Here is a 21,471-nt window from a genome sequence, read left to right as displayed (position 1 = left end):
GGAGTCGGCTGGCGGCGGCATGCCTGGCGGCATGGGCGGCGGCGGCATGGGCGGCATGGGCGGCATGGATTTCTAAGCTCCACGCACCTCAACAATCTCGAGGGGCGGCAGCGATGCCGCCCTTTTCTCTGACGCAGAGCCGAGTCCGATCGCCCATCCACAAGGCTATATACGGCGGCACTTTCACGGCGGACGCCAATGACTGACTTCATTCTGTTCGCCATAGTCGGCTTCCTCGCCCAGGCGGTTGACGGCGCATTAGGCATGGCCTATGGCGCGGTCTCCTCCACCGTGCTGCTCTCCTTCGGTGTTCCGCCGGCGCAGGCTTCCGCCGCGGTGCACGCGGCGGAAATATTCACCACGGCCGCTTCCGGCACGGCGCACCACTACCACCGCAATATCGACTGGAAGCTGTTCTGGCGGCTTGCACCGTTCGGCATTCTCGGCGGATGCCTGGGAGCCTTTGTGCTGACCTCGTTCGACGGCGACATAGTGAAACCCTTTGTCACGACCTATCTCGCTGTGATCGGGCTCTGGTTGTTCCTCCGGTCGTTCCGCAAGATCCCCAGCAATCCTGTTCCTACTCGTCTTGTGGCGCCGCTGGCCACCGTCGGCGGCTTCCTCGACGCGGCAGGCGGCGGCGGATGGGGCCCTATGGTCGTGACCGGGCTGCTCGGCGCCGGCGCGCCCCCCCGCTACGTGATCGGTACGGTCAATGCGGCCGAGTTCCTGATCACCCTTTCGGTGTCCGTTACCTTCATCGTCGCGCTCTTTACTGGGCACTGGCAGGAAGCGGGGGCGCTGTCGACACGTGCAAGCTCGGTGCTGGGGCTGATCGTGGGCGGCATAGTCGCCGCTCCGCTTGCCGCATGGATGCTCAAGTCGATTGCTGAGCGCGCGCTTTTGCGGCTCGTCGGCTGCCTGATCATGCTCCTCGCTTTGTTCCAGACCGCCCAACAACTGGCATTCGTCTGACCTGAGCAAGGACTGCCCTTCTAAGGCTTCGATTTTCTTCCGTACATCACGATCATCGGTAACCGAAGTGAATCGCAGACTGGAGGCAACTTGCCACCTGGAAAACCAACCCGCGGCACGAACAACGCGCAATAAGGAACATCGGTCATGTTTCAAAGATGCTGCGCGTCATCGATCTGACGCATCAGCTCAAGCCGGAGCCGGTTTTTGCACAACCTGCGACTTCCCGGCACTGCGACGGCGCAACGTGCTGCGTTCACGGCGGACTTAACAGCAGAAGATTCTCGCCAATGGCGCTCGACGGGCTCAATGACGAGGAACGCCTTGTTGTCCGTCTGATCGCCAATACCGGACTGCGGCTCTCCGAAGCGGCAAATCTCGCCACCGCCATGCGACAGCGTCGGGACAGCAATCTCAGCGTCCCGGCTTGTCGTCCCGGTCGATGAGGATGCGCTCAACGGCTCCATCTAGATCCTCATATTGGCCACTTCTCAATGCCCATAGAAAGCCAGACAGGCCCAGTGCACCAAAAAATAGGGCGACTGGTATGAGGTAGACGAGGGTCGTCATGACGGCCGCGCTGATGAGCGACGGCCGGAACGCGTTGCCGAAGGAGCCCTCGTCAGCTCGGCGAGCATAAAGCCCTGCAGCCGCAGCGCGTTTCCGATCACCAGCAGCGATGAAGCGGACATCGCGACCGCCGCAATCAACGGTGTGACGTGGCCGAGAATGGCGGTCGGAACGGCAACGGCATTGTAGATGATCGCTATAGCTATGTTCTGGCGGATCAGCCGCCCTGCCTTCCGCGAGACGTCCAGCGCAAGGGGTACTGCCGAAAGGCTTTCACGCAGGAACACGAAATCGGCGGCGTTGCGGCCGATATCGGCGGCGGTGGCGGGAGCGATCGAGACGTGCGCCGCGCCCAGTGCTGGGCTGTCGTTGAGCCCGTCGCCCACCATCAGCACCTTGTGGCCGGCCTTCATGAGCACTTCGATCCGCTCAGCCTTCCCGGACGGCAGCAGCGCCGAAACAAAACGGTCGATGCCCAATATTCTTGCGACATCGCCACAGGCGTCCGCGGTATCGCCCGACAGCATTTCGACCGAGACCCCGGCATCGTTCAACTGCGCCAAGGCGGCAGCGGCATCGGCCCGCAACGCATCCTCGAAAACGAAGGATGCGACAATGCCCCCGTCTTTCGTCAGGACTGTTTCGCCATGCCCGCTTTCGCCATCGGTTCGGGCCTTCCATCCAGCCCATCCGCGCCGGCCCAGTCGCCAGATACTTCCGGCGACAGTGGCTTCGATTCCAAACCCCGGATGCTCTGTGACGGCATCGAACTTGTGCTGCCCGCCAGCAGCGGCAAAACCGGCTATGGCCTTTGAAAACGGATGACGCGAATGCGCGGCCATATCGGCGGCGATTGCCAGCGCGGCCGGATCGATCGATGACGTATTGACGAGCCGGGGCTGTCCGAGCGTTAGCGTTCCGGTCTTGTCGAACACCGCCGTATCCATCGTCGCCAGGCGCTCCATGGCCGAACCGTCCTTGACCATGACGCCACTTTCGAACAGACGCCGCGCCGCGACCACCTGCACGATCGGCACGGCGAGGCCGAGCGCACATGGGCACGTGATGATGAGAACGGCAATTGCAATCGTCATTGCCAGGTGCCAATCGCCGACCGCAACCATCCAACCGATGAACGTTATTAAGGCTGTGAGATGGACTACCGGCGCATAGAAGGCGGAGACACGATCGGCGATGCGTCGATAGGGCGAGCGGCCGCCCTCCGCCGCCTCCATCATCCGAACCATTTCCGCCAGGAACGAGTCCTTCGCGGCGGCTGTCGCCTCGATGGTCAGCGAGCCGGTAAGGTTGAGTACGCCAGCCTGCACGGGTACGCCTGGCGCCACGTTTCTGGGCGTGCTTTCGCCGGAGACCAGGGAGCAGTCGAGATCAGATGATCCCCGAATGATCTTTCCGTCGACAGGAATCCTTTCGCCCGCTGCGATGAGCAGCTGCATTCCCGGTTCGATCTCGACCACCGGCAGGTAGTCGCGCGCGCCGTCGCCGCGCAGCACCAGGGCACCACGCGCCGCCAGCTGCGACAGGCCGCTTACGGCGGTCCGAGCCCGCTCGCGCATGACGTGATCCAGCGTACGGCCGATTAACAGGAAGAACAGCAGCGATACCGACGCGTCGAAATAGGCGTGATCGCCATGATTGATCGTCTCATAGAGGCTCATAGCGTAGGCGAGCGACACCCCGACCGCGATAGGCACGTCCATGTTCATGCGGCCGTGGCGCAGCGCGTTCCAGGCCGAGCGGAAGAAAATGCCGCCGGCGAAGGCAAGCGCCGGGATGGCGATCAGCGCCGAGACCCAGTGGAACAAGTCGCGGGTCGCGCCTTCGGCGCCGGACCAGACCGAGACCGAAAGCAGCATGATGTTGCCCGCCGCAAAACCAGCAACCGCGACCGCGCGGATCAGTTCGGATAGTGTCTTGTTCTTGTCGCCGACCTCGGGGTCGAACAGATGCACCTGGTAGCCTAGCCGCCCAAGCGCGACGACGAACGGTGGCACCTCGTCACCACGCCACCTGACCGAGACCCGTTTCGTCGACAGGTTGACGCGGGCGCTCTCGACGCGATCGAGCTTTCCCAACGCCGTCTCGATCGTCTGGATGCAGGCTGCGCAATGAACCGTCGGTACTGAAAGATCGGTCTGGCGAAGACCATCGCCAACCAAGCGGCTCGCCAACCTGATCTCCTGGCCAGACGGCAGGACCGATGTGGTACCGGTCAGGTCGAGCGCCAGTTCCGCGCCGGGTGCACAGCAGCTCATTGCAGCGCTCCTTGCAAAATCATGATGCGGCGAACGTCGCGATAGGGCTCCGCGAGACCGGCGTCGGCATCGACTTCGACGATCCAGACGCCATCCTTGGGCACGTCCCGTGCTGCAAACTCCTGAGCCGAAGCAAGGGCAAGAGTGACGGACTTGTCCTCGGCCTCATAAGCGGGATGACGAAACAGTATCTTCACGCCATGCAAGGGGACCGACTTGCCGGTGGCATCGCTCAAGCTGTAGCGGACCTCACTCCGAGCGATCGTCAGGTTGCCGGTCCAGCCGAGTGCCGCCTGCGCGCGCCCTTCTTCGGCCTTTTTGTTGAATTGCTGACTGGCCACATAGGTGTTCTCGACGACAAGGCCGGTCCAGCTTTTGCTGGCGAGCGTCGCCATGGTCAGGTTGACGGCGATGACCACGCCGAAAAAGCCGAGAACGGTGAGCAGCATGTGCCTGCCGGTGAACTCACGCGTCTTGTGCGTATTGGTGCTCATCTGGCGATCTCCGGTGCGTTGAAGGTGGCCGTGTATTCGTCCGATTCGAAGTTCGCCCTGTCCTCGACCCGGAACTTGAAGGTTTGTGCAGCGTGCCGCACCTCACCCGCTGGCTGGCGCACGAAAACCTTCAGCATCTTCAGCCGGTCGGGTTCGACCGCGATGCTGAAGAAGCGATCTGCCGGCAGATCACTGCCGACGACGCTCATTTCGGCTCCCTGCAAGCCCTGCATCGTAACAATGATCGTCCTTGGCTCGGGGATCATGTTGAGCAGCTTGACGGTATAGCCATTGCGGATCGAACCGTCGGACAGCGTGACGAACTGTGGATTGCGGTCATGCAGCACGTTCAGTTCGAGCCGATCGCGCGTCAGCAGCGAATAGAGCAGGCCCAGCCCGATCAGCGACCACAGGCCTATGTAGACGTAGGTGCGCGGCCGAAAGATCTTGCGAATGTGAAAATACGCCACCTGATCGCAGAAGGTGCCGACAGCAGTCCTGACCAGCGACGGATTGATCGAACTGGAGCCGCCTGCTGTCGCCAGCATCATGTTGGCGTTGTAGTCGAAGAGCGTCGCGTAGGAGATTAGCCCACGCTCCTTCCCGAGCTTGTCCATGACGCCGTCGCAGGCGTCGATACACAGCGCGCAGGTAATGCATTCGAGCTGCTGGCCGTCGCGAATGTCGATCCCCATCGGGCACACCGCAACACAGGCGTTGCAATCGACGCAGTCGCCGACCCCCTGCCCCACCGCCTGGACCTTCTTGGCGTGCCGCGAACGAGGTTCGCCGCGCCAGTCGTTATACGTCACCGTCAGCGAATTCTCGTCGAGCATGGCAGCCTGGATGCGCGGCCACGGGCACATGTAGGTGCAGACCTGCTCGCGCATCAGCCCGCCGAACGCGTAGGTGGTCGCCGTCAGCACCGCGATGGTGACGTAGGCGGCCGGAGCGGCGGTGCCGGTGAATACCTCGCTGATCAGCGTTGGCGCATCGGCGAAATAGAGGATCCAGGCGCCGCCGGTGGCTGCCGCTATGACCAGCCAGATGGCGTGCTTCGATACCCGCAGTACCAGTTTGCGCACCGTCCATGGGCCGACGTTGAGCTTTATGCGAGCGTTGCGATCGCCTTCGATCGCCCGCTCCACCACCAGGAAAAGATCGACCCATACCGTCTGCGGGCAAATATAGCCGCACCAGGCGCGGCCGACGGTGGACGTGAGCAGGAAGAGGCCGATGCCGGCCATCATCAGAAGGCCGGCGACATAGTAGAATTCCTGCGGCCATATCTCGATGAAGAAGAAGTAGAAGCGGCGGTTGGCAAGATCGATCAGCACGGCCTGATCAGGAGCAAACGGACCTCGATCCCAGCGCAGCCAGGGGGTCAGATAGTAGATGCCCAGTGTGATCACCATTACCAGCCACTTGAAGCGGCGGAAGCTACCCGAGGCGCGCCTGGGGAAGATCTTCTTGCGCCGTGCATAGAGCGGCTGCCGTGCCTTGGGGGAGTTGACCGCTTTTGCCTCGAGCCGCTCCATCTGCGTTTTATCCAGCACGTGTATCTCCACTTGCGCGCGGCCTAGGACATCGTTGTGCAACGGACGTGTCGGCTTCGACCGACGTCCGCTCCGCAGTGAGCCCGTTTCGCCGGATCGGGCCGCTCCGCCTTGCAGAAGGGTCAATCGCCGCATGCCGGAATGGTGTCGAGGCCCGGCAAAGCCGGGCCTCGTCGCTTGGCGGGGGAGGGCCGAGAATAGGCTTCCGTTCCTATTCTCCGCCGCCAAGCGAATGGACATAAACCGCAAGTTCCTTGACCTTGGTCTTGCCGAGACGCCCGATCCAGGCCGGCATCACACCGTGCTTCGGCGCGCGGACCTGGGCGGCGATGGCTGTCTCGCCAGATCCGTATAGCCAGATCGCATCGGTCAGATCGGGCGCGCCGAGTTCTTTGTTGCCTTTCGCGTTATCGCCATGACAGGCGACGCAGTTTTCCGCGAATATCTCGGCGCCAGGCTCGATAAGACTTGCATCCTGGACCTTGCCTGAGAGGCTGGCGACATAGGCACCGACCTGTGCGATCTGTTCGGGCGTGATGATGTCACCAAAGGCGGGCATTTCCGACTGCCGCGTATCCGGGTCGGATGCGAAACGGATGCCGTGCGCGATCGTTTGCTGGATCTGGTCAGTAGTGCCGCCCCACAGCCAGTCATCGTCGTTCAGGTTTGGAAAACCCTTCGACCCTTGGGCGCCCGAGCCGTGGCATTGCACACAATTGACCTTGAAGGTAGCTCCGCCGGCCGCGACCGCGAATTCGCGCAAGGCATAGTCCGAGGCGATTTCAGAGAGGCTCTTCGACTCCACAGCCGCGGCGTATTTGCCTTTCGCCGCTTCCGCCGCCGCCAGTTCATTCTTGACTTCGTTGCGGCTGGAATAGCCAAGCACACCCTTGGTCGCGGAAGACAACATGGGCCAAGCCGGATACGCAATTGTATAAGCCACCGCCCAACCGACGGTGATGTAGAAGGTTATTACCCACCATCGGGGCAATGGGTTGTTGAGCTCCTTTATCCCGTCCCATTCATGACCGGTCGTTGAGATGCCCGAGACTTCGTCGATGTGCTCGTCGCTCATGATCAGTCGCCCTTAAGTGGAATCTGGGCGGCTTGATCGGCCTGTGTTTTGCCGCCGGGACGCAAGGTAAAGGCAATGCAGCCGACGAAGGAGAGCGCCATGGTAAGCAGGCCCCAGCTGTCGGCGAATTCCCGCATTAAATCATAGCTCATCGGGTCCCCCTCAGCGGTAGCCGGCTGCATCGTCATAGGTCTTGAAATCGACCAGCGTTCCCAGCATTTGCAGATAGGCGACGAGGGCATCCATCTCGGTCACCTGCTGCGGATTGCCGTCCAGATCGCCGACGTTGGCTTTCGGATAGCGTTTCTCGAGGCCGGAGCTGTCGGCATTCGGGTCGGCCTGGGCCATCAGATCGGCATTGGCGTGCGCTATCATGTCATCGGAGTACGGGACGCCAACACGCGCGTTCGCAAGCAGATGCGTCGAGAAGTCCTTCACCTCGATCAGCTTGTCTTTCAGAAAGGCATAGCTCGGCATGATGGATTCAGGCACGACGGAACGCGGGTCGGTAAGGTGCTGGACGTGCCAGCTGTTGGAGTAGCGGTCGCCGACTCGAGCAAGATCCGGTCCGGTCCGCTTGGATCCCCATTGAAACGGGTGGTCGTACATCGACTCAGCCGCCAGGCTGTAGTGGCCGTAGCGTTCGACCTCGTCCCGGAAAGGCCTGATCATCTGGCTGTGGCAGAGGTAGCAGCCCTCGCGCACATAGATGTTGCGTCCGGCGAGCTCGAGCGGCGAGTACGGGCGCATGCCCTCGACCTTCTCGATCGTGTTGTCGAGATAGAAAAGCGGCGCGATCTCGACGATACCACCGACGGTCACGACAAGAAGTGAGCCAACGAGTAGAAGCGTGGCGCTCTTCTCGATGATCGCGTGTTTGTCCGTCAAGCCCATTGTCTGGCTCCCTATTCGGCAGGCCGGAGGGCGGGGACGGAACCAGGCAAAGGCTGCTCTTCGCGCTGGTAGCCACGAATGGTCATGGTGACGTTCCAGGCCATGATCAGCATGCCAGTGAGATACATGGCGCCACCCGCGGCGCGCATGACATAGTAGGGATGCATGGCGGCGACCGTCTCGGCGAAGGAGTAGACCAGGAATCCCTGCTCGTCGTACTCGCGCCACATGAGCCCCTGCATGATGCCCGAGACCCACATCACTGCCGCGTAGACAACGATGCCGAGCGTTGCCAGCCAGAAGTGCCAGGTGACGAGCCGCAGCGAATAGAGCCGCTCACGGTTCCACAGTTTCGGCACCATGTGGTAGATCGCGCCGAATGAGATCATGCCGACCCAGCCGAGCGCGCCCGAATGGACGTGCCCGATGGTCCAGTCCGTGTAGTGAGAGAGCGAATTGACCGTCTTGACTGACATAATCGGACCCTCGAAGGTCGACATGCCGTAGAAGGCGACCGCCATCACCATCATGCGGATAATCGGATCGGTGCGCAGCTTGTCCCAGGCGCCGGACAGCGTCATGAGGCCGTTGATCATGCCGCCCCAGGAAGGCATCCACAGCATGATCGAGAATGCCATGCCGAGCGTCTGCGCCCAGTCGGGTAAGGCGGTGTAATGCAGGTGGTGCGGCCCGGCCCAGATGTAGAGAAAGATGATCGCCCAGAAGTGGATGATCGACAGCCGGTAGGAAAAGACCGGCCGGCTCGCCTGCTTGGGCACGAAATAATACATCATGCCGAGGAAACCGGCGGTAAGGAAGAAGCCGACCGCGTTGTGGCCATACCACCATTGCGTCAAGGCGTCCTGGACGCCGGAGAAGGCGGAGTAGCTCTTCGAGCCCAGGAAGGAGACCGGCATCGACAAGTTGTTGACCACATGCAGCATCGCGATTGTCACGATGAAGGATAGGTAGAACCAGTTGGCGACGTAGATATGCGGTTCCTTGCGCTTCAGGATGGTGCCGAGGAACAGAATGAGATAGGCGACCCAGACGATGGTCAGCCAGATGTCGACATACCATTCCGGCTCCGCATATTCGCGGCTTTCGGTGATGCCCAGCAGATAGCCGGTCGCGGCCATGACGATGAAAAGCTGGTAGCCCCAGAAGACGAACCAGGCCAGGTTGCCGCCGAAGAGGCGTGCCCGGCAGGTGCGTTGGACGACGTAAAGCGAGGTGCAAATCAGCGCGTTGCCGCCGAAGGCAAAGACGACGCCGGAGGTGTGGACGGGCCGCAGCCGGCCGAAATTGAACCAGGGCTGGATGTTGAGGTCCGGATAGGCAAGCTGAAGCGCGATGACCACGCCAACCAGCATACCCACCACGCCCCAGAACACCGTTGCGATGGCGCCGTAGCGAATCGGCCCGTCCATATATGCGGAGGAATCAATTGGGGTTGCCGGCTTGAAATCCCAATTGCGCAGCAGGATCGCGATGAAACCAGCCACTGCGAAGAACAACACCCACATGTGCTGGCGAAAGGGTCCTTCTACGCCAAAGCCGGCGGCCACAAGGGCACCAAAAGCAAAGAGGCTTAGAACGACGATCTCCGTGCCGAATTTCATGACATGTCCCCGACCAGGATCCCAATGCGCGGACGCCAAATCCGCGGTGCATTAATTCCGTAGTTGCCGCCTGCTCGCACTGATCCATGTCAGAGCCGCACGATTTTGCTTCGGGCACCATCGAGTTCGGTGCAGTCAGAAGGTGGCGATTTGAACAAGGAAACGCAGCACGGGCCGCCTCGCTCATGGACAAGTGCGGCTTCCTCGCGCCGGGCCCGCACAGAGGCGATTCCGGTCGAGGTCATGAAGCGTGCCCATCGGGAAAAGCTGAAGCTCTGCGACTCGCTGGAAAGCATTGCCGATGCATTGCCGAACGCCGATCGCCTCAAATGTCTTGGAACGGGCAAGAAAATCGTTCCGCTGCTCCGTGACATTCATGGGTTTGAAGAGACGGTGATTTTCCCTGCGTATGAGGCGCACTTGACCCCGGCCGAGGCCAAACTTGCCTCTACCAGCCGGTTGCGCGTCGAGCACCTTGAGGATCAATGCTTCGCTGGCGAGGTGGCCGAAACGCTCCTAGCGATCGGTCATGGTGATCCGATAGAGAGCCCGGAAGCTGTCGGGTTCATGCTACGCGGCTTCTTCGAAGGCTTGCGGCGGCACATCGCTTTCGAACGCGAGCATGTCCTGCCGCGGATCGCAACAAGCGACGTTGGCCCCGACGCTTAGTCTCACTCAAACGCCGGTTGCCGGGCACCTCGGCCGCCGCAGCGCTGCTCCAGCCGGCTCATGCTGTCCACCGTTACACGGCGTTTGTTCTCGATCCGGATCACGCCGTCAGCCCGCAATCGCGTAAGCTGGCGGCTCACGGTCTCGTTCGTCACTCCAAGGAAATCCGAGATGTCGGCACGTGTCAGCGGCAGATCGAAGCATGAGGACCTAGCCGCCGGGTCGATACTGGAATCCATATTCTGGGCGATCATGAGGAGAAAGCTCGCCACCTTTTCGGGTGCGGTCTTGCGCCCGAGAGTCACCATCCATTCAAGTGCATCGTCGAGTTCGTTCAGCGTCTGCTTGAGCAGGCGATGCTCGAGTTCCGGTGATTCCTTCATTATCCGTTCAACGGCCGCCTTCGGAAACGAGCACAGCGAGACGGAGGTTGCCGCTTCCACGTTGATCGTGCTTTTCACCTTGAAGGGCCGTCCCAGAAAATCCGGTGCGAACCGAAGACCGACAATCTGCTGGCGGCCGTCCGAAAGGCACTTCGTCAGCTTCACAACGCCTGAAAGCATGTTCGAATAGCTGTCGACGGCCTCGGCGTCGGCGATCAGTTCGACGCCCGGCTCGATTTTGCGCCGCGACGAAGTCTTGGCGAGCCCAACCAAACGGTTTGGATCGAGCGCACCGCAGACCCCGCGATGCCGTGCGGCGCAAGAAAGGCAAAGAACGGGAATGCCGGAACTGTGAATGTCCTGCCGTACTGTCATTACGCTCGCGCTACCGATCCCAAGTTTCGGCAGGATAGCAAGCGACGGCAGAGAAATCCTTGCGGCAGTTTGTCCGTGCTGGAGGCTGACCGAAATCAGGGCTTTGGCTCTTCAACGCGTCCAGACTTCCGGCGAGACAAAAACCACGGACCACCAAATGAGACCGGAATTAGCTGCCAAGCTTGGCGAGAACGTCCCGCGTTATACCAGTTACCCGACCGCGGCGCAGTTCCATCCCGGCGTCGACGCTGATGTCTATCGAAGCTGGTTAAAGGCGCTCGAAATCGGTGACGAGGTCTCGCTCTACCTGCACATTCCTTATTGCGACCGGCTCTGCTGGTTCTGTGCGTGCCATACAAAGCAGACCCGCCACTACGAGCCGGTGGCTGCGTATCTCCGCTCGCTTCACGCGGAGATCGCGACGGTCGCCGGTCTTGTCAGCGGCAAGGCCCCTGTCCGCGCCGTGCACTTCGGCGGCGGCTCGCCGACCATGCTGAAGCCCGTCGATATGATAGCCCTGGGAACTGTCCTGCGGAATAGCTTCGATTTTCTTGCCGATGCGAAGATCAGCGTCGAAATCGACCCCAACGACATGGACGAAGCCCGCCTTGATGCACTTGCCGAGATCGGCATGGCACGGGCGAGCCTCGGCGTGCAGGATTTCGATCCGAAAGTGCAGAAGGCGATTAACCGCGAGCAGAGCTTTTTCCAGACCAAGGCGGTTGTAGACGGCATTCGCTCTCGCGGCGTAGGGCCCGTGAACCTCGATCTGCTTTACGGCCTGCCGCATCAGACCAGGGGGAGCGTCTGTTCCACCGTGGCGCAGGCACTGAGTCTGGAGCCGGACCGCATGGCGCTGTTCGGCTACGCGCATGTGCCCTGGTTCAAGAAACATCAGACTATGATCGACGAGGCATGGTTGCCAGGTCCGGCCGAAAGGTTCGCTCAGTCGCAAATTGCCGCCCATCTGATCATTGACGCCGGATACGAAGCGGTTGGAATAGACCATTTCGCTAGGCCCGATGATGCGCTTGCAATCTCGGCTCGCGCGGGAACAATCCGCCGCAATTTCCAAGGCTATACCGAGGATAGCTGCGAAACGCTCATCGGCCTTGGCCCTTCCTCCATCTGTCATTTTCGCCAGGGCTACGTGCAGAACATGCCGTGGACCGCCGAGTACGGGCGCATGGTCGCCGATAGCGGGCTGGCCGCGGTCCGCGGCATCGCGTTTTCCGAAGATGACCGTGTTCGCGGCTGGATCATCGAGCGCTTGATGTGCGATTTCGGCTTTTCAGCAACCGATCTGGTGGAACGCTTCGGGGCAGCCGGACGAAAGCTTCTTCTCCAAGCAAGCTCCATCGCCATTGGCGACTCTGCTCGACTGCTTGAACTCCAGGGTGACAGTTACGTCGTATCGGCGGAAGGTCGTCCCTTTGTAAGGAGCATTGCAGCGAAGTTTGACACATATTTCGAAAGTGGAACGGCCAGGCACTCGGTGGCAGTCTGAGTGCCACAGACGAACGTCGCCGTCTTCAGTCGATCGCGAACCGACTGCGCCAATCATCGGCGGCCGTCGCGTCAAGATTGGGGATTCAAGAACGGTTGTAGAGCGCTTCGACTTCGCAGGAGCCCAGACGAACGGAGGTTGCCAGCAATGGAGGACTTCACATCGGCTTGAGCGTGGCGGCGAAAGCGAAATATGACGGCACGATCGAGCGCCTTCCACGTGCATCGCGGCCGCTGTCGACCGAACCGGACGGCGAATCTGCAGCTCTGCCAAACTGCGCGTTGTTGCTTGGCTGAATCGCGGATGACGGAGGGTCGCATGGCAGGGGGCTGGGACCCGCCGGAATCTGCAGGCAGCGCTCCGCTTTGTATTCGCCCAAGGAGGTTCGATTGTTCGGCCCAGTCTTTCACTGAATATCAGCGACGCACACCATTGCGGCTTCCGCTGCTCAGCGCTGCGGCTCTTCAACGCCCTCTTTGAGATGAGCTGAGTAACAACTGCACGGCACGTGTCTGAACCTATGCATCAGTGCGGCCAGTATGCCCTGCGCCTGTTCGCGGTGCGGGCCGCCCAGGCAGTTACTTGACCTCCAGCTGCTCGAACTTCGCGCATGGGTTCTCACCATGACGGATCGGTAGGCCGCGACCGCCGGGAAAGTGGGCAATCGGGCGGCTTGCGCCACAGACCAAACTTTATGCTCCGTTACTCGGAACCTGAACCTGACCCGCGTCGCGGTTTCTCCGACATGCCGGCAGCCGGAAGGCCATCCTTTCTGGCCTTGGCAAACGCTCGATCGCCTTCCAGAAATCCTGCTAACATGTACGGGATGAGCTCGGCCACAGTTTCAGCCTCACCATAGGTTTGACGGTAAAGCACCGCATAATCGTTGAGTGCTTGGCTCAGATCGGCGCTGACAGTGATGGTGATCTTGGAAGGCGTCCGGTCGGGAAGCTTTCCCAGTTTTAAGCTGGCCATGACTATTCCCCTTCAACCCATGTACGGCCGGAGCAAGACGTCTTTGTACAAAATCACCCGCAGCGGCCAACCTGGGCGGACGGTGATGGTGGGCTGAATATTGAGGTTTTTTTCGGTGATGCGCTGGCCAGCTTGACTGACGTTTCGCTGAGTGGATTCGCGGATTGCCTTGACCAGATCGCTTTCGTTATCCCCAAAGCTCAACTCGGTGCCGACGCCCAGCAGCGTGGCTAGAGCAACTCCCTTGATCAGCTGCCAAGTATGGAAATCCACCTGGTCCTCCAGCCCTGCATAGCCGGCAGTATCTGTCGCTGGCAGATTGTCGATTTCAATCGACGACCCGTCGGGCATCAGAATGCGCTGCCAGACTAACAACGCGCGCTTCTGTCCAAAAGCGACGACACTGTCATAGGTGCCGATGAGCCGCGAGCCCTGCGGGATGAGCAAGGTGCTGCCGGTGACTGTGTCGTGCACATTCTCGGTGACCTGTGCAACCACGAGGCCGGGCAGGTCGGAATTGATGCCGGTGATGAGACTTGCGGCGATGACGCTGCCGGCCATCAGTTGATAGGGCGAAGCCGGAGTCTGCAGCGCGTGCGGATTGTAGATCCCATTTGTGCTCTGCTGGCCGACAAAGTCGAGCTTGCGCTGCTGATTGTTCTGATCACCCTCAGCCGGTGCAACGGAAGCTCTTGCGTCTCCCGCACCGGGTTGTGCAAGTGGTGCTTCAAACGGCGGCCGCGCTCCCTGCGCATTGTCGGCGACATTCGTTTCCCTGGGCCGGTTTTCGATCCGGAACATGACTTGCGACTCACGTGCCTCGATCGCCTGCTGGGCAAGCCGCTGCTCCTCGGCGGAGGCGTCCTGCCCTGGCGCGATGCCGAGCTGTCGCTGCCGTTCAAGAATGGGGCGGCCGAGGTCGCCGGGCAGAGGTGGCCCAAGCAAGGGAGGCTTCAGCTTCATTCCGGAATAGTCCTTGGGAAGCGTTTCAAGTCCCTCCGCGGTTGGCTTACGTTCGGTGTTGTACAGGTCTTCCGCCTGCTCTTTGATGCGCAACGCCGGCCCCTGAAGCGCTATCATAGTGACGCCCAGAATTGCGCCGGATCCAACTGCAGCGATAGCGACGATCACGCCGCGCCTGAACCGCACCGCGCGGCGGGGGGAAGCCCGCAACTGCAGCTGCTCGGGATCGAGTTTCGGCGGTGCATCTGATCGGGAAGTATCGGTCATGAGCGCTCCCCTCACCTGCTGGACCGCGCAAAGAGCGGTATTCGCCGCGGCGGTTGCCGGCCGTCGATCCTGGTGATGCGGACCACTTGCTGTTGCTTGACGCCGAGGCGCAGTTCGGCGGCAGCAAAGAGACGATCTACGATGTAGTAGTTGCCGCGCATGCGGTAGTTGACGAGCTGGTTGTTGCCGTCAGCACCAACGATGAAGAGAGGTGGTGCTTCGCCCTGATCGATGCGGCGCGGGAACTCGATGTAAACCTTGCTGCCGTCGTCGAAGGCACGCGTCGGCCTCCAGGGCGGTGTGTCGCCGCTGATCGAGTAGCGGAAGCGAATGTTTTCGAGCGCCACATTTGAAGCTGCCGGCATGGCGGCGTCGGCCTGCGCATTGCGCTGGCGTAGCGCAATGATCTGGTCTTCGCTATAGGTCCAGGAGATCGCCGCCATTGCAGTTTTCTCGGTGCTTTGCAGCTGCAGGTGGTACGTCCGGCGTTCCGTGGTGATCACCAGATTGGTGCTAAGCCCCGGCGCGAACGGTTTGACCAGCACATGGGTGCGCTGATTGTCACCGGTGCCGCTGACGGTGTCGCCGATGACCCAGCGCACGGTGTCGCCAGCCGACACGGCTGTTAGCTTCTCGCCCGGCTGTAGAGCGATATCAGTGACGCGCTCCGGCGCGGCATAGAGCTGATAAAGTGCGCTGTCTGTGAAGGGATAGACCTGGACCGCATTGACATAGCCGTATCTGGTGGGTTGCTGCGTAGCCGCCTTGTTGGCATCGGCCACCCTTTCTTCAGGGGAGCGCTTTTCCTCAGCGACCTTACCTGGATCGGGTTGCAACTGGCCAGGGAGCGGTAGCGGCTTTGGGACCTGGACAATCTTCACCGGCTTCTCCGGCGGCTTTTCGATCGCGGCTGGTTTGAAGTCGGTAGCATCGTAGGAAATATCAGGCGGTGGCACCGGCTTCGATGCGCAGGCAGAGAGGACTGCTGTGGACGCCGACAGGATCAACGCGGCACGGAATGATGGGGCTCTATTTGTCATTGGCAGGCTCCTCCGGGGAAATGGATGTTGGCGCGGCGCTGTCGAGCTCACGCGACCAGTCGATGGCATTGATGAAGACGCCGAGCGGGTTGTTGCGCAGCTGGTCGGTATTGCTCGGCGGGCGGATCACGATGGTGAGGATCGCAGTCCAGCGCGTCGTGCTGGCCAAGCTGCCGCGCTCAAAGACCTGCTCGGTCCATTTGACCTGGAACGAGCTGTCGGAGGCCCTGACCACGCTGGTCACCTGCACCGACACGCTGCGCGTGCCGATCTGACCGAAGGGATCGTTCGACTTGGCGTACTCGTTGAGGAAAAGCGCCGCGCGGTCGGTGGCAAAATCATAGGCTGCCAGCCAGTTTTGCCGCACCAGCACCGGATCTGTGGAGACGGAACGGACATTCTGGATGAAACGGCCGAGGTGCCAGGCGATCTGTGCATCGGACGGCTCGTAGTCCCGGATTGCCGGCGCAACGGAGCGCGCCTCGCCGAAACGGTCGACCTCGACGACGTAGGGCACGACGCGGCTCTGCATCGACTGCCACATGAGTCCGCCGGAGAGCCCAGTCGTCAAAGCCAGGCAGCCAATAGCCATCAGCCGCCAATTCCGGGCCTGCACCCGCGATGAGCCGATTCGCTCATCCCAGAGCTGGCCGGCCTTCTGATACGGCGTGACCGGCTCGGGCGTCTTGCCGTAACGTTGAACGGGTCGCTTGAAGAGCATCTAGTCGTCCTTGTCATTGAGAGAGGGATTGGCGCTGCCGCCCGGCCTGTCGCCCTCGCGAACGGCCTGCACGGCGGCGTGGCGATGAGCACGAGCGGTCTGCTCGGAACGCAAGCGCCTCGCCCAGATGGGCGCGGCATCCGGGCCGGCACCGGCCGGAGTTCCGGTCATCGAGGTGGTCGGCGCACCGCCGCTCGCGGTCCATGCGGCTTCGCGCCCGGCATCGGCGCTGCGCGCGAACCCTCCCGCGGCAGATCGTGCTGCTCGCATCGCGGCGCCGCCGGCGGCACCGACCACGCCCTGCATTCCAGCAGCCACACCGGACAGACCGGAGTCGGGCGAGGTCGCCCGCCCCAACTGCCACGCCGAAGAAGCAGCAGACCCCATGGTCGTGCCGGCTCGGATGGCGGCAAGCCCGCCGCCAGTTGCAATGCGTGTGCCGGCGAACGCTGCGCCGCCGGCAACAAGCGATGCGCCGGCTGCGGCCACGCCCGTTCCAAGCGTGGCGCCGGCGCCGAGCTGCGGTGCACCAGAGACAAGGCCCGAGGCGATGCCTGGACCGAAAATACCGAGGCCAAGCAGCGACAGCGCGCCAAGCACCTGGGACATGGCGGCGGCTAGATCCGGCTCCTTGCCCTGCAGCGCGGAAGCGAACTCGCCGAAAAGCGTCGAACCGATGCCGACAATGACCGCGAGCACCATGACCTTGATGCCCGACGAGATCACATTGCCGAGCACGCGCTCGGCTAGAAACGACGAGCGGTTCCACAGCGCGAAGGGCACGAGAACGAAGCCTGCCAGCGTGGTGAGCTTGAATTCCAGGATGGTGATGAAGAGCTGGATGGAGAGAATGAAGAAGGCGATGATGACCAGGAACCAGGCCACGAGCAGCACGAAGATGGTGAGCGCATTGCCGAAGATTTCGGGGAAGCCAAGCAACTGGCTCGCCTGATCGAGCAGCGGCCATGCGCCCTCGAAGCCCGTCGCGGCAATGCGGCCTGGATGCATCAGATTGTCGGCGGAGAGGTTGCCGGAAGACGCAGTGATGCCGAGGCCGGCAAAGGACCGATAGATGACGTCGGCGAGGCGTTTGAAGTTGTTCAGGATAAAGGCGAAGACGCCGACATAGAGCACCTTGCGGATGAGGCGGGCGAGAATGTTGGGCTCGCCGCCGAAAGCCCAAGCGAGGCCGGCAAGCGCGATGTCGATGCCGATTAGAGTCGTAGTGAGGAAGGCGACGTCGCCCGAAAGCAGACCGAACCCGCTGTCGATATAGCGGATGAAGGTCTCCATGAAGCGATCAATGACTCCGAGGTCGTTCACGCCGCCACCTCCCTTATGTTGAAGAACTGGTGATCAGTTGCCGGGATAGGCGGTGCCGGTGCCCAGAAAGCGCTTCGTCGTTTCGCGGGCGGCTTCCTCGGACTGCGCCTTGCGGGCGGCATCCTCAGCCTCGGCGCGAAACTGCGTCGCAAGCAGAGTCTGGATCTGCATCTGCTGCTTGGTCGAAAGCGCGATCAGCTGATTGGTGGCCTGGCTTGCCTCAAGCGCGCCGGCCGCCCCTTGGCTGCGGTTGACGAGATTGGCAAGCAGGTCACCGTCGGCGCGAACGTTCTCGACGATCTGCGACTGCGCGCTCATGGTCTGGCGAAATGCTTGCATGGCACTTTGCCAGCGCTCGCGCGCGGCGCTCGCCACGTCGCTGACCTTGATCGTGGCGTCGTAGCTTTCCGGATATTGGTTGCGCCACTGGTCCTGAAGCTTGTCGAGATCAAAGCTCAGGCCACTCGCCTGGTCCATCAGCCCGTCGATGCGATGGAGCGCACCGGTCAGCTGGCCCACGGAAGAGAAATCCAGACGCTCAAGGTTGCGGGTCATGTTTTGCAGCATGGTCGCCTGGTTCTGCAGCGACTGGATTTGATTGTTGATCTGCTCCAACGCGCGCGCCGCCGACAATACGTTCTGGGCATAGTTCGAGGGATCGAAGACGATCAGGGCATAGGCCGGCTGGACGTAGTCGGCCATCGGCTTGGCGATGAGGGAAAGGGTGATCAGGGTGGAGAGAAAACGGCGCCGCATCATGATGATTGCTCCTTGTATGGTTGAGGGAATTGCTTGAGAAGCTCGGCGGCCCAATCGAGTCCGCGCGCATTCAGGAACCGAGCGGCAAAGCCGTCCTGCCCGTGCTCGGACAGCACGCTATCGATTAGGGTCTGGCTGGCAGGATCGGAGGCACCGCAAAGGGCAAGAGCAATCGGGCCGAGGCCGAGCTCAAAGAGACGGTTGCCGCGGCGCGACTGCAGATAGTACTGGCGCTTCGGTATGGCGCGAGCGACGAGCTCGATCTGCCGCTCGTTGAGACCGAAGCGTTCGTAGGCTGCCCGCGCCTGCGGTTCCACGGCACGATCGTTGGGAAGAAAAATGCGCTGCGGGCAGCTCTCGAGGATTGCGGGCGCGATTGTTGAGCCAGCGACGTCGGCAAGCGACTGCGTGGCGAAGATCACCGACACGTTCTTCTTTCGCAGCACCTTGAGCCATTCGCGGATGCGCGCGGCAAAGAGCGGGTTGTCGAGATAAACCCACGCTTCGTCGAGCATGAGCAGCGTCGGCCGTCCGTCGAACCGCTCTTCGAGACGATGGAAGAGATATGTGAGCACCGGGAGCACAGCGCCTTGGCTGTGCATCAGCTCCTCGGTCTCGAAGCACTGCACATCCGACAAAGCCAGCCGATCGTCGTCGGCGTCGAGCAGTCGGCCGTAGGGACCGTCGAGTGTGTAGGGCATCAGTGCCGACTTCAGCGCATTGGACTGAAGCAGGACCGAGAGGCCGGTTAGCGTGCGTTCCTGTGCCGGCGCGGTAGCTAGGCTGGTGAGCGCCGACCAGATCGCCTCTTTCACTTCAGGCGTGATGGTGACGTTCTCATGGGCAATGAGGCCGGCGATCCATTCGGCCGCCCAACTGCGGGTAGCCTGCTCGCCGATATTGCGCAGCGGCTGGAGGGCAAGCGCGCCGTCTGCGCCAAGCGCGTGATGCTCTCCATCCATCGCAAGCGTTGCCGCGCGGGCCGAATTGCCTTTGTCGAAGACATAGACCTGCGCGCCGGCATAGCGTCGGAACTGCAGAGCTATCAGCGCAAGCAGCACCGACTTGCCGGCGCCTGTCGGGCCGACGATCAGCATGTGGCCGACATCGTCCACATGGGTGGAAAGCCGGAACGGCGTCGACCCGCTGGTCTCTGCGAACAGAAGCGGCGGAGCCTTTGTCCCGGTGACCTTGGCGAGATGATCGTTCGCGGATGGACCAGCCCAGACCGACGACAGCGGCATGAGGTGGGCGAGGTTCAGTGTATGAATAAGCGGCTGGCGAACGTTGGCATAGACATGACCGGGCAACGATCCTAGCCAGGCCTCGACCGCATTGACGCCTTCGCGAATCGTGGTGAAGCCGAGCCCGTTGACGATGCGCTCGACCGCGCGAAGCTTTTCCGCAGCAGCCTGACGGCCCTCGTCCCAAACCGTCACAGAGGTGGTGAGATAGCCGAAGCCGACATGATCACCGCCCAACGCCTGAAGGGCTTCGTCGGCATCGAGCGCTTTGTTGTCGGCATCGCTGTCGACTAGCGGGACCGGCTCGTTGGTGACAACCTCTCGCAGGATTGCGACGATCGATTTGCGCTTGGCAAACCACTGCCGCCGCAACCGGGTCAGCGCCTTCGTGGCCTCTTCCTTGTCGAGCGGAATGAAACGCGTCATCCAGCGATAGGCGAAATCCTGGTGGTTGAGCGCATCTAGGATCCCGGGCCGGGTGAGGTTCGGGAAGCCGAGAATGGTGAGCGTACGCAGGTGCTGCTCACCCAGCATCGGCTCCAAACCGCCGGTGAACGGCGCATCGACCAGGATGCCGTCGAGATAGATCGGCGTCTCAGGCACGACGACTGGATGGCGACGGGTCGAGATTGTGCCGTGCAGATAAGTCAGTGTCTCGGCATCGTCGAGCGCGCGCACTTCGGGCATGAAGCCCGACAAGAGATCCAGCACACGGTCAGTCTCGTCGCGAAAGCGCAACAGCTCCTGGCGCCAGTCTCTCTCGCCTTCGGAACGATCGGAGTCGACAAACGCGCTTTCCGCCCGCGCCTGACCGTCCGATAGCGGCATGAACAGCAGCGTTAGGTGGTAGCGACTCTCGAAATGCGCCACCTTGCCCTCAAAAGCCGCGCGACGTTCTTCGTCAACCAGCCACGACGCGGCGTCGGGAAAACGCGACTGCGGATAGCCCAGCGCTTCGATGCGCTCCGCCTCGAAGAACAATGCCCAGCCAGAGCCAAGTCGTCTGAGCGCATTGTTCGCCCGCGCGCAGATGCCGACGAGCTCGGCTTCCGTCGCGCTTTCGAGATCGGGGCCGCGAAACCGGAAGGTCCGCTGGAAGCTGCCGTCCTTATTGAGCACAATGCCCGGAGCGACAAGAGCAGCCCAAGGCAGATGGTCGGCAAGCCGGTCGGCTTTGCCGCGATATTCCGAAAGGTTCAGCATGCAAGCCAGCCCTCCAGGCGAAGGTGGCGGACAAGCACGCTGGCGAAATCGGGATCGCGTCTTGCGGCAAAGACCGCGAGCGTGTGCCCGGCGGTCCAGAGCACCAGCCCGGCAATCCACTGCTGCAAGCCAAGGCCTATTGCCGCGGCCACCGTGCCGTTGAGAATCGCCACCGATCGCGGCGCGCCGCCCAGCAGGATCGGCTCCGTCAATGCTCGATGAACCGGGATCTCGAAGCCTTCGATATGCTGCTGTGCGGCGACCATCAGATGAGTGCTCCGCCGCCGAAGGAGAAGAAGGACAGGAAGAAGCTCGATGCCGCGAAGGCTATCGACAGCCCGAAGACGATCTGGATAAGTCGGCGGAACCCGCCTGCGGTGTCACCGAAGGCAAGCGTCAGGCCGGTGGTGATGATGATGATCACCGCGACGATCTTGGCGACCGGTCCCTGCACCGACTCCAGGATCTGCTGTAGCGGCTGTTCCCAAGGCATGCCGGAGCCTGCGGCGAAAGCCGGAGCCGTGAGGCAGAACACGAGCGCGGTGGACGAAAGAAAGCGGAGCTTCTTGAGCATGAGGAG

23 protein-coding genes are annotated in these 21,471 nt (G+C 61.7%); 5 read left to right on the top strand and 18 right to left on the bottom strand.

What is annotated here, in order from left to right:
* The 3 genes from AC0L2L_RS28770 to AC0L2L_RS28760 all read left to right on the top strand — a co-directional run.
* Positions 1-206 (top strand): hypothetical protein (locus AC0L2L_RS28770; protein ID WP_473583263.1); only part of this gene is annotated, 206 nt, incomplete at its 5' end.
* Complete coding sequence (locus tag AC0L2L_RS28765) at positions 199-975, top strand: sulfite exporter TauE/SafE family protein (RefSeq protein ID WP_473583262.1); 777 nt, start codon at positions 199-201, stop codon at positions 973-975. The genes AC0L2L_RS28770 and AC0L2L_RS28765, both read left to right, overlap by 8 nt.
* 158 nt (positions 976-1,133) lie before the next feature.
* Entirely contained in the window at positions 1,134-1,421 is a 288-nt protein-coding gene (locus AC0L2L_RS28760) for a hypothetical protein (protein ID WP_473583261.1), read from the top strand.
* On the opposite strand, the gene ccoS is transcribed toward AC0L2L_RS28760, so the two are convergent.
* From ccoS to ccoN, 8 genes are all read right to left on the bottom strand, one after another.
* Positions 1,390-1,545, bottom strand: coding sequence for a cbb3-type cytochrome oxidase assembly protein CcoS (gene ccoS / locus AC0L2L_RS28755; RefSeq protein ID WP_473529558.1), 156 nt, complete (start codon positions 1,543-1,545; stop codon positions 1,390-1,392). The genes AC0L2L_RS28760 and ccoS overlap by 32 nt on opposite strands.
* Positions 1,542-3,821, bottom strand: coding sequence for a heavy metal translocating P-type ATPase (locus AC0L2L_RS28750; protein ID WP_473583260.1), 2,280 nt, complete (start codon positions 3,819-3,821; stop codon positions 1,542-1,544). The genes ccoS and AC0L2L_RS28750 overlap by 4 nt, the downstream gene beginning before the upstream one ends.
* On the bottom strand, positions 3,818-4,315 hold the full coding sequence (locus tag AC0L2L_RS28745) for a FixH family protein (RefSeq protein ID WP_473583259.1): 498 nt from the start codon (positions 4,313-4,315) through the stop codon (positions 3,818-3,820). The genes AC0L2L_RS28750 and AC0L2L_RS28745 overlap by 4 nt, the downstream gene beginning before the upstream one ends.
* On the bottom strand, positions 4,312-5,871 hold the full coding sequence (gene ccoG, locus AC0L2L_RS28740) for a cytochrome c oxidase accessory protein CcoG (protein ID WP_473583258.1): 1,560 nt from the start codon (positions 5,869-5,871) through the stop codon (positions 4,312-4,314). Before ccoG ends, AC0L2L_RS28745 begins: the two co-directional genes overlap by 4 nt.
* Positions 5,872-6,082: 211 nt before the next feature.
* Complete coding sequence (ccoP, locus tag AC0L2L_RS28735; RefSeq protein ID WP_473583257.1) at positions 6,083-6,946, bottom strand: cytochrome-c oxidase, cbb3-type subunit III; 864 nt, start codon at positions 6,944-6,946, stop codon at positions 6,083-6,085.
* 2 nt (positions 6,947-6,948) lie between these two features.
* Entirely contained in the window at positions 6,949-7,098 is a 150-nt protein-coding gene (locus tag AC0L2L_RS28730; RefSeq protein WP_473583256.1) for a cbb3-type cytochrome c oxidase subunit 3, read from the bottom strand.
* A 10-nt stretch (positions 7,099-7,108) separates the two neighbouring features.
* Positions 7,109-7,840: a cytochrome-c oxidase, cbb3-type subunit II gene (ccoO, locus tag AC0L2L_RS28725; RefSeq protein WP_473583255.1), complete on the bottom strand. Its 732-nt coding sequence runs from the start codon at positions 7,838-7,840 to the stop codon at positions 7,109-7,111.
* Positions 7,841-7,851: 11 nt separating this feature from the next.
* Positions 7,852-9,462: a cytochrome-c oxidase, cbb3-type subunit I gene (ccoN, locus tag AC0L2L_RS28720; RefSeq protein WP_473583254.1), complete on the bottom strand. Its 1,611-nt coding sequence runs from the start codon at positions 9,460-9,462 to the stop codon at positions 7,852-7,854.
* Positions 9,463-9,591: 129 nt separating this feature from the next.
* On the opposite strand from ccoN, the gene AC0L2L_RS28715 reads away from it, so the two are divergent.
* Positions 9,592-10,131 (top strand): hemerythrin domain-containing protein, encoded by a 540-nt coding sequence (locus AC0L2L_RS28715; RefSeq protein WP_473583253.1) that lies wholly within the window; start codon positions 9,592-9,594, stop codon positions 10,129-10,131.
* A 2-nt stretch (positions 10,132-10,133) separates the two neighbouring features.
* On the opposite strand, the gene AC0L2L_RS28710 is transcribed toward AC0L2L_RS28715, so the two are convergent.
* Positions 10,134-10,889: a Crp/Fnr family transcriptional regulator gene (locus tag AC0L2L_RS28710; protein ID WP_473583252.1), complete on the bottom strand. Its 756-nt coding sequence runs from the start codon at positions 10,887-10,889 to the stop codon at positions 10,134-10,136.
* A 157-nt stretch (positions 10,890-11,046) separates the two neighbouring features.
* On the opposite strand from AC0L2L_RS28710, the gene hemN reads away from it, so the two are divergent.
* A complete protein-coding gene (gene hemN / locus AC0L2L_RS28705; RefSeq protein WP_473583270.1) occupies positions 11,047-12,396 on the top strand; it encodes an oxygen-independent coproporphyrinogen III oxidase in 1,350 nt (449 codons plus the stop codon).
* Positions 12,397-13,098: 702 nt separating this feature from the next.
* Here hemN and AC0L2L_RS28700 read toward each other — a convergent pair.
* From AC0L2L_RS28700 to AC0L2L_RS28660, 9 genes are read right to left on the bottom strand one after another with little or no spacing between them, the layout of a single operon-like run.
* On the bottom strand, positions 13,099-13,371 hold the full coding sequence (locus tag AC0L2L_RS28700) for a DUF2274 domain-containing protein (protein ID WP_473583251.1): 273 nt from the start codon (positions 13,369-13,371) through the stop codon (positions 13,099-13,101).
* 12 nt (positions 13,372-13,383) lie between these two features.
* Positions 13,384-14,601: a TraB/TrbI/VirB10 family type IV secretion system protein gene (locus AC0L2L_RS28695; protein WP_473583250.1), complete on the bottom strand. Its 1,218-nt coding sequence runs from the start codon at positions 14,599-14,601 to the stop codon at positions 13,384-13,386.
* 11 nt (positions 14,602-14,612) lie between these two features.
* Positions 14,613-15,641 carry a P-type conjugative transfer protein TrbG gene (gene trbG / locus AC0L2L_RS28690; RefSeq protein WP_473583249.1) on the bottom strand — a complete coding sequence of 343 codons (1,029 nt, stop codon included), beginning with the start codon at positions 15,639-15,641 and terminating at the stop codon, positions 14,613-14,615.
* Positions 15,631-16,362: a conjugal transfer protein TrbF gene (trbF, locus tag AC0L2L_RS28685; RefSeq protein ID WP_473583248.1), complete on the bottom strand. Its 732-nt coding sequence runs from the start codon at positions 16,360-16,362 to the stop codon at positions 15,631-15,633. The genes trbG and trbF overlap by 11 nt, the downstream gene beginning before the upstream one ends.
* Positions 16,363-17,685 carry a P-type conjugative transfer protein TrbL gene (trbL, locus tag AC0L2L_RS28680; RefSeq protein WP_473583247.1) on the bottom strand — a complete coding sequence of 441 codons (1,323 nt, stop codon included), beginning with the start codon at positions 17,683-17,685 and terminating at the stop codon, positions 16,363-16,365.
* A 33-nt stretch (positions 17,686-17,718) separates the two neighbouring features.
* Positions 17,719-18,444, bottom strand: a complete 726-nt coding sequence (gene trbJ / locus AC0L2L_RS28675) for a P-type conjugative transfer protein TrbJ (RefSeq protein ID WP_473583246.1) — start codon at positions 18,442-18,444, stop codon at positions 17,719-17,721.
* Positions 18,441-20,891, bottom strand: coding sequence for a conjugal transfer protein TrbE (gene trbE / locus AC0L2L_RS28670; RefSeq protein ID WP_473583245.1), 2,451 nt, complete (start codon positions 20,889-20,891; stop codon positions 18,441-18,443). The genes trbJ and trbE overlap by 4 nt, the downstream gene beginning before the upstream one ends.
* Positions 20,885-21,157 (bottom strand): VirB3 family type IV secretion system protein, encoded by a 273-nt coding sequence (locus tag AC0L2L_RS28665; RefSeq protein WP_473583244.1) that lies wholly within the window; start codon positions 21,155-21,157, stop codon positions 20,885-20,887. The genes trbE and AC0L2L_RS28665 overlap by 7 nt, the downstream gene beginning before the upstream one ends.
* Positions 21,157-21,465 carry a TrbC/VirB2 family type IV secretion system protein gene (locus AC0L2L_RS28660; protein ID WP_473583243.1) on the bottom strand — a complete coding sequence of 103 codons (309 nt, stop codon included), beginning with the start codon at positions 21,463-21,465 and terminating at the stop codon, positions 21,157-21,159. Before AC0L2L_RS28660 ends, AC0L2L_RS28665 begins: the two co-directional genes overlap by 1 nt.
* Positions 21,466-21,471: the final 6 nt, after the last annotated feature.

Source organism: Mesorhizobium sp. WSM4832, from assembly GCF_055811115.1.
This window is presented reverse-complemented; position numbering and strand designations above follow the sequence as displayed.

Coding starts and splice junctions, on each gene's coding strand:
- ccoS (WP_473529558.1), bottom strand. CDS start 1,545: ATGACGACCCTCGTCTACCTCATACCAGTCGCCCTATTTTTTGGTGCA.
- AC0L2L_RS28700 (WP_473583251.1), bottom strand. CDS start 13,371: ATGGCCAGCTTAAAACTGGGAAAGCTTCCCGACCGGACGCCTTCCAAG.
- trbF (WP_473583248.1), bottom strand. CDS start 16,362: ATGCTCTTCAAGCGACCCGTTCAACGTTACGGCAAGACGCCCGAGCCG.
- trbJ (WP_473583246.1), bottom strand. CDS start 18,444: ATGATGCGGCGCCGTTTTCTCTCCACCCTGATCACCCTTTCCCTCATC.
- AC0L2L_RS28665 (WP_473583244.1), bottom strand. CDS start 21,157: ATGGTCGCCGCACAGCAGCATATCGAAGGCTTCGAGATCCCGGTTCAT.
- trbG (WP_473583249.1), bottom strand. CDS start 15,641: ATGACAAATAGAGCCCCATCATTCCGTGCCGCGTTGATCCTGTCGGCG.
- AC0L2L_RS28730 (WP_473583256.1), bottom strand. CDS start 7,098: ATGAGCTATGATTTAATGCGGGAATTCGCCGACAGCTGGGGCCTGCTT.
- hemN (WP_473583270.1), top strand. CDS start 11,047: ATGAGACCGGAATTAGCTGCCAAGCTTGGCGAGAACGTCCCGCGTTAT.
- ccoO (WP_473583255.1), bottom strand. CDS start 7,840: ATGGGCTTGACGGACAAACACGCGATCATCGAGAAGAGCGCCACGCTT.
- trbE (WP_473583245.1), bottom strand. CDS start 20,891: ATGCTGAACCTTTCGGAATATCGCGGCAAAGCCGACCGGCTTGCCGAC.
- AC0L2L_RS28710 (WP_473583252.1), bottom strand. CDS start 10,889: ATGACAGTACGGCAGGACATTCACAGTTCCGGCATTCCCGTTCTTTGC.
- AC0L2L_RS28695 (WP_473583250.1), bottom strand. CDS start 14,601: ATGACCGATACTTCCCGATCAGATGCACCGCCGAAACTCGATCCCGAG.
- AC0L2L_RS28750 (WP_473583260.1), bottom strand. CDS start 3,821: ATGAGCTGCTGTGCACCCGGCGCGGAACTGGCGCTCGACCTGACCGGT.
- ccoP (WP_473583257.1), bottom strand. CDS start 6,946: ATGAGCGACGAGCACATCGACGAAGTCTCGGGCATCTCAACGACCGGT.
- AC0L2L_RS28760 (WP_473583261.1), top strand. CDS start 1,134: ATGCTGCGCGTCATCGATCTGACGCATCAGCTCAAGCCGGAGCCGGTT.
- ccoN (WP_473583254.1), bottom strand. CDS start 9,462: ATGAAATTCGGCACGGAGATCGTCGTTCTAAGCCTCTTTGCTTTTGGT.
- AC0L2L_RS28660 (WP_473583243.1), bottom strand. CDS start 21,465: ATGCTCAAGAAGCTCCGCTTTCTTTCGTCCACCGCGCTCGTGTTCTGC.
- AC0L2L_RS28745 (WP_473583259.1), bottom strand. CDS start 4,315: ATGAGCACCAATACGCACAAGACGCGTGAGTTCACCGGCAGGCACATG.
- AC0L2L_RS28765 (WP_473583262.1), top strand. CDS start 199: ATGACTGACTTCATTCTGTTCGCCATAGTCGGCTTCCTCGCCCAGGCG.